This window comes from Candidatus Hydrogenedentota bacterium, from assembly GCA_018005585.1.
In the GTDB taxonomy this organism is placed as follows: Bacteria; Hydrogenedentota; Hydrogenedentia; order Hydrogenedentales; family JAGMZX01; genus JAGMZX01.
Map to the genome: position 1 here is coordinate 1 of JAGMZX010000218.1, position 6,750 is coordinate 6,750.

The window sequence follows — 6,750 nt, forward strand, 5'->3', positions numbered from 1 at the left end:
TATGCAGGTAATGGGCGTGCCATCCGGCAGGAAGCCATCGGGAACGCCATCGCCGTCGTTGTCTTCCCATTCATCCGGCACGCCGTCTTCATCGAGGTCGTAATAGGCGTCATCGCACGGCGGCACGAACTCGATAATGCCGAAACGGGTGTTGTTATCGTCGTTCCAGAAGCCGTCCGTCCTGAGTTCCACCCAAGGCTCATCCAGGTTATTCGGTTCGCCGTCTCGCCAATTGGTGTACGTGACGGGTTCGCCGCTGTACCACTCGTAGTTCGCGTTGTCCAAGTCCGGGTCGTGCAGGCCGATCATGCGCGTATCCGACACGAGACCGTGATCGAACGGCCATTGGTTCTCTTCGGCCGAACGGATGGTTATCAAGTTGCCGGGGATGTACACACGGTCCAGCTTCCCGATGTAATGGGTCTGCGCATACATCTGGCAGCCGTCGCCGGTGCCGGGCACGAGCGAGTTGCGAAACACATGCCGGTCCTCGGGCCGGTACACGTAGGCGTCGCTGAAAACGAACGCCTGGTCGGGGCATTCGTCCGTGCCGGGCGGGACGATGGTCGGGTCCAGGGCCGCCGTGACGTACAGCGACGGGTCGCCCGCATCGTAGAAGGCATCGTATTCGAGCCGGTTGCAGTAGCCGTCGCCGTCCGCGTCGCCGAACCAGGCATAGTACGTGGGCAGATTGACGAAACTGCGCGGGTCGGGGTTCGGGTTCGCTGCATATTCACCGATGAGCCCGAACAAGAAGATCACCGAACCCGAGGACAGGTCATCGCCGAGGATCAGGAAGCTCGACATCAGGTCCACCAGCCCGTCCGCGAGATAACCCAGCCCGAACGCCTCCAGCAATGCGAGCGCGTCCGGCCCCACGTCCGCATACAGCCGTGTCCGGTTCACGTGCAGCCCCTGCATGGTAATGTCATAGGTAACGCCAGGGCGCACCTGCCCCGGCGCCGACCCGCTCGACAGGTCGAAACTGGGGTCCTGCAATACGGCCCGAATCAGGCCCAGCTCATACTCGACGTCATACATCCCGTTCGGGAGCGGCAACTGCGCCACCTCATCGATACCGCCGTTGATGTCCGGCGACGGCTCGGGCGGGCTGATCGGACAGAAGGCGGCTTCCGGATGCTCGGCGCAGTACACGTCCGACCCCTTGCAGAACAGCTTGTTGAGCAGGGCGGCGTCCTCTTCGTCCAGCAAGCCGCGCAACAGCCCGTTGCTCGCGATTTGGTCCACAATCGTGCAGTAATCGGGCACCCGGAACGGGTCGCAGCCGGCCTGGCCGGGTTCCGCCGGGTTGGTGGCGTATTCCGCATACTGGATGCGTCCGCCCGCCTCATCCACGACACGCTGGTATTCGCAGTAGTTGACGCTGGCGTCCCCGTCATAATTGCCCGACCACGAGAAGGGCTCATTCGCCATCTTGCCGGCCGTATACGCCGCGTAGGAGCCTTCCAGGCCCAGCCGGCTCTTCAACTGGTCCGCCGTGTACTGGTCGATCATGATGAATGCGGTCAGCGCATTCTCGAACGGCTGCAGCGTAGCCGCATAGGTGGACTCGGCGCGCACCTGCGCCAGCACCGCCTGGTAATAGGCGCGCACTTCCGCGTGCTGTGGCAGCGCCTCGTTGCAGAGCACCGCCTCGAGCGGCGCCAGCTCAAGCTTGTCGAACATTGCGTTGCTGTTGATGTCCGCCGTGTTGAAATCCGCGATACCCACGGCCGGAAACAGCAGCCAGCCTTCATTGACCAGGAAGGTCCATGCCGGACAGGCCGGTTCGCCCACGATTTCGGCCCGCGCCCCCGGCGCAAACAAGGCGAGACAAAGGATCGCCGGAAGCAACGCTTTCCATAGACCTCCCGCGGGTACGTGAGTACAGATGCTGCCCATAACCTTCTCCTTACAGCGCCGCGTCTTGCGCGCGCGGCGCGCTAGCATGAGAAACAGTTATCTTGAAAGCCCGTCCACCCCCGTGATGGAAGGGCCCGCTACTGCCATTCCTGCTATCCAGCAGGCGCACAATACATTCCACCTCGCTCGAATTATCGCACCAAACGCGTCCAAATGCCAACCATGCGCTTGCAGGCAACGGGCCAATGCCCCCGGCCTTTTGACGAGGCCTCCCGGGACCAGGTTTCCTGACGCCAAGCGCTTCCCTCCGCCCCCGCGGCCAATGCGCGCCCGGAAGACAGGAGAAACCCGGTTCCGGCGCCGCGAGGCCCACGGGCATTCGGCCGCCGCTCCTGGCGCTGACCGCGGGCCCGAAAAGCCCGCGCCCGGCGCCTCCGGGCGCACCAGACGTGCGCGGCAAAGGCGCCGGGCGCGGCTTCCCTCACGCTGCTCTCCCCTCGATGGCGGCTATAGGCGCCGTCTCCGGCGAAACACCGCGGCGCCCGACCAGGTAATCATCAATGCGGCGGCGGCCAGGCCGAAAACGCCGCCCACAGGCATATCGGCAAGGTACTGCAGCTCGAAGGTGTAAGCCGCGATACTCTTGCTCGCGCCATCATCGTACAGGAGGGTATACCGGCCCGCGGCGGTTCCATCCGGGCGATTGACGCACAAAGTATCCGTGTCCGCGCCCGAGTAGCGCGTCGAGTCCATGAGCGGCTGCGCGAAATCGGGCCAGCGGCGCCACGAATAATCCGGGTGCACGGGGTCACGGGGCAGACTCGACGGCAAGGGCAGGCAGATAGCCGCAACACCCTCTTCGAATACCAGGACGGCATCGGGCGGCACGGCGTCGCAGGCGTCGCCCATGCCGTCGCCATTGGCGTCCACCTGGTCCGCATTGGCCGCGATGGGGCAGTTGTCGCAAGCATCGCCCAGCCCGTCGCCATCCAAGTCCGTCTCCGCAACACCGTCGCAGTCGTCATCGAGGCCATTGCAGCGCTCGGGCGCGCCGGGATAGATATCCGGGTCTGTGTCGTCGCAATCCAGCACCTGACCGCTATCACACAGCGCGAATCCATCGCTGTCATTGTCGAACTCGGCGTCTTCGTCATACACGCCGTCGCAGTCATTGTCGATTCCGTCGCACGTGTCCAGAGCGCCTTGATAGATATCCGGGCTCATCGGTTCGCAGTCGTCCACATCCGGCACGCCGTCGTCATCGTCATCCGGGTCACACAGGTCGCCTTGGCCATCACGGTCAAAATCCCGCTGGTCATCATTGGAAACGCCGGGGCAGTTGTCGCAGGCATCCCCCAGACCGTCGCTGTCGGCATCCGCCTGCGTGGGATTGGCATTGGCAACGCAATTATCCGCGGAATCGGGAACCCCGTCGAAATCGCCGTCGGGCTCGCCCTCGCCTTCCCCTTCGCCTGTGCACCCGGGAATGGCGAAGTGCTCGCAGTGGCCCGCGATACAGACGTCGTCGGTACACGGGTCGCCATCGTCGCAGTCCGCGTCCACTCCGCACTCGGCGCAGCCGGGAATGGCCCAGTGGACACAACCGAGCGGCTCGCAGACGTCTTCCGTGCATGGGTCGCCATCGTCGCAGTCTTCGTCGAACTCGCAGGGCTCGCCTTCGCCTTCCCCTTCGCCGCCCCCGAGAACTTCCACCAGATAGTCCTCGACCTCGCCATCCGGCGCGGGGGTGTCCCACGACAATCTCCCCGCCTGGTCAAAGCGGAACCGGGCGTAGGTCGGACCCGCGGGCGCCCATGCAGGCACGGAGAAGGACAACGGGTTAACGCCTGCGCTGAGAAGCTGGTCCGTGAATATCTGATCGCCGGACCACGACCCGTCCTGGCCGAAATCAATCCATGCGCTCAGTTTGCCGGAACCGGACGCCACCACATCCACCGTCGCCGTCGTACCGGCAGTCAGTACCGAGGTGAAGGTCACGCCGTCTTCATCGTCGCTGACCGAGACATCATCGCCGGTGGCCGCCGCGTTGGGCTGGCCGTCGGTTTCCCCGTCCCGGGTTGCGCCCAGGAACGGGCCCGTTAATGCGTGACTGGCCCCCTCTTGAGACGAGAGCGTTGGGTACGGGCTGGGCGCGTCCCCGTAATCCAGGCTCGGCAAGGTGACCGTAAGCACGCCCAGGCGGTCGAGCTGCAATCCGTCCTCGCTGCCGTCCTGTCCGGCGCCTGTGTTCAGGTCGCCATACAGCCACGGTCCGTTCGGGCTGATGCGAAACCGGAGACAGTAATTATAGGTGCCCGCGTTCGAGACGGTCAGCGTTCCCCGGTATTCATCCACGCCCGGTTCGCCCGCCGCCGCGTCGTTCCAGCCCGGCGTACCCGAAGCCGTGTACCAGACTGTCCAGGTAGTGGGATTTGTTCCGGTGGCGCCGTAGCCCAGTTGGGCAATCATCCCGGCGTCAATGCCAGAAGTCAGGGTAGTAATACCCGCTTCAAGCACCCGGCCCGAGATGGCCGCCGTTTGTATGCCGGCCTCGATGTTGATAGTGGCCGGTCCCTGTAACCGGCACCAGTCCGTGTTCTTTTCGATGCAGGACTCATCGACCGGACCGTCGCAATCGTTGTCCACGCCGTCACAGACTTCTTCCGCGCCCGGATAGACCGTGTTGTCATTGTCGTTGCAGTCTCGTATCATGCAACCCTGACAGTAGGGCCATCCGTCCCCATCTCCATCGACCGTCAGTTCTTCGTCTGTTTGACCATCGCAGTCGTTGTCAATGCAGTCGCACAGCTCCGGAGCATCCGGATAGATGTCGGGAATACCCGGCTCGCAATCGCAGTCGTCGCCGGCCGGGTCCCCATCGGCGTTATCCTGCTTCGAATTGGGCAGAAACCTGCAATTGTCGCACGCGTCGCCAACACCGTCCCCGTCCGTATCCTCCTGCGTGGGATTGGAAACGGCCGGGCAGTTGTCCGACGCATCGGGTACGCCATCGCCGTCGGTATCCTGGGCGGCGGCCAGCGGCGCGCAGAGAACCGCGCAACATAATGCGGCCACCAGAAGCGAGCCGGCGCGCCACGAAACAGATGGAGAACAAGGCTGCACGTTACGGAATGAGAGTGAGACAGATTTCATGATTACACCCCTCCTCTCTCGTCCTGCGAGAGCATTAGACGTCATTCTGACGCTTCCGGGGCCCGCTGTCAAGACATTTTCGAAATCCGGTTCGGGCGTTCATGCCCAGGCCGCGCCGTCTCTTCGCGATGCGCCCGGTGCGTGGTATCGCCCCGCGCAATCACCCCGAAGCCGCGGGACCACCCCGCGGCTTGCAGCCATCCAGAAACAGGCCCGCCACATACGACTCGTTTCCCGGCACATCCCGGCAGCAAGGTTGGGCACCCGTGGCATGGGCATCTTGCCCATGCACACAGACTGCCTCAGCAACCCGCACGGGCGGGACGCCCGTGCCACCCGTGGCATGGGCATCTTGCCCATGCACACAGACTGCTTCAGCAACCCCCACGGGCGGGACGCCCGTGCCACCCGTGGCATGGCCTCAGTTCACCGGGACGCCCGCGGGCAGCAGCGTGCTCGACTCGAATCCGTTCACCATGAACGACTTCGCGATACCCTGCAGGTCGCCCGGCTGGCCCCACCACCGGATCACCAGCGAGCCGTTCGCCTTGCCGTCGTTCCCGTTTTCGGTGTTTACCGGGCGGTTGGGCACCGCGCGGCCGGCCGGCGCCTCCTGGCCGCGGGGCACGGAACTCGGGTCGTCCGCCACCGGCCGGAACGCCACCGTGGCGTTCCCGCCGACCACGAAGGCGCTGCGGTCGAACGGGCCGATGTACACCCCGTTTTCCGTGTAGTATTCCGCAAATCCCAGAAACGTCGCGGGCAGGTTGTTGTGCAGGAAGATGATGGTGGACATCTTGCCGTCCGAGGGCGGGTTGCCCACGGCGACGCCCGCATTGTCCACGAACCACGGAACCGCGAGCGTGCTTTCCGTGGTATTCTCCTGATATTCGCCCGGATTGAAAACGAGACCCCACGACTTCAGAGTCATCGAGCCGTCGCAGTCTTCGAAGGAGCAGTCCGAATCTATCCGCTCCTGCACAATAACCAGAAGCCACATTCCTTCCGTGGTACCGACACGAATAATATTATAGAAACTCATGAATGGACCGGATTGTGGCCCGTCGCCCAGACCAAGCATATTCATATCAGGATCATAGTAAGCGTCGCTGTGAAAAAAACAATTCTTATATGTTTGTGTGCTTGAATCACAGTAAAAGGAGAAAATCGTTTCGAATGCATATGTTAATTGAATCCAGTTGCCGTCCGGGTCAACTAAGTACAATTCCAGCCCCTGCCTCCACCTGCTACCCGCACCATCATCTACTATGGCTTTCTTGTTGCTTTCGAAATTCACAACGACCATCATGTTCATAAGTGTCGCCGAATCCTCCGGCGGAACCGTAATCTCCGAATGCCCAAGTTGCTGCTGTTCAGTTGTCCAGTCCGGGCAGTCCGCCACCGTGATGGGCGTATCGGCGGACCAGTAGGCCTTGGGCTGCGCCGATGACGCCGGCGCCAACAGGAGCAACCCGATGACGGCCAGCATCGCAACTTCGCTGAAACAACGCCTTCTTTCCATGATGAATCTCCCTGACCGGAGCGTGTATCCGCTCCCGGTCTCTGGTTTGTGTCCTTCTCTCCCCGAGAAAGACGCTTCCTCCATACCTCAACTTCCCCCGGCGCGCCGTTGCCGCCTGAAATCCCCGCTGCCGGAGATAGAGCATTATCCGTGCCAAACACTCCCTATCCGGCGCGGCTGCAGTTGCAAGATATTTGCCATCAATGGGTTAT

3 protein-coding genes and 2 pseudogenes are annotated in these 6,750 nt (G+C 62.8%); all 5 read right to left on the minus strand.

The genetic code is table 11. The features are described from left to right. Positions 1–1,902 (minus strand): hypothetical protein (locus KA184_22355; protein ID MBP8132333.1); only part of this gene is annotated, 1,902 nt, incomplete at its 3' end. A gap of 468 nt (positions 1,903–2,370) precedes the next feature. Then, a complete protein-coding gene (locus KA184_22360) occupies positions 2,371–4,332 on the minus strand; it encodes a thrombospondin type 3 repeat-containing protein (protein ID MBP8132334.1) in 1,962 nt (653 codons plus the stop codon). A gap of 144 nt (positions 4,333–4,476) precedes the next feature. Next, positions 4,477–4,575, minus strand: a pseudogene (locus KA184_22365) (putative metal-binding motif-containing protein). 138 nt (positions 4,576–4,713) lie between these two features. Continuing rightward, positions 4,714–5,016: pseudogene (locus KA184_22370) on the minus strand (thrombospondin type 3 repeat-containing protein). A gap of 421 nt (positions 5,017–5,437) precedes the next feature. Next, complete coding sequence (locus tag KA184_22375; GenBank protein MBP8132335.1) at positions 5,438–6,538, minus strand: hypothetical protein; 1,101 nt, start codon at positions 6,536–6,538, stop codon at positions 5,438–5,440. Positions 6,539–6,750 lie beyond the last annotated feature (212 nt).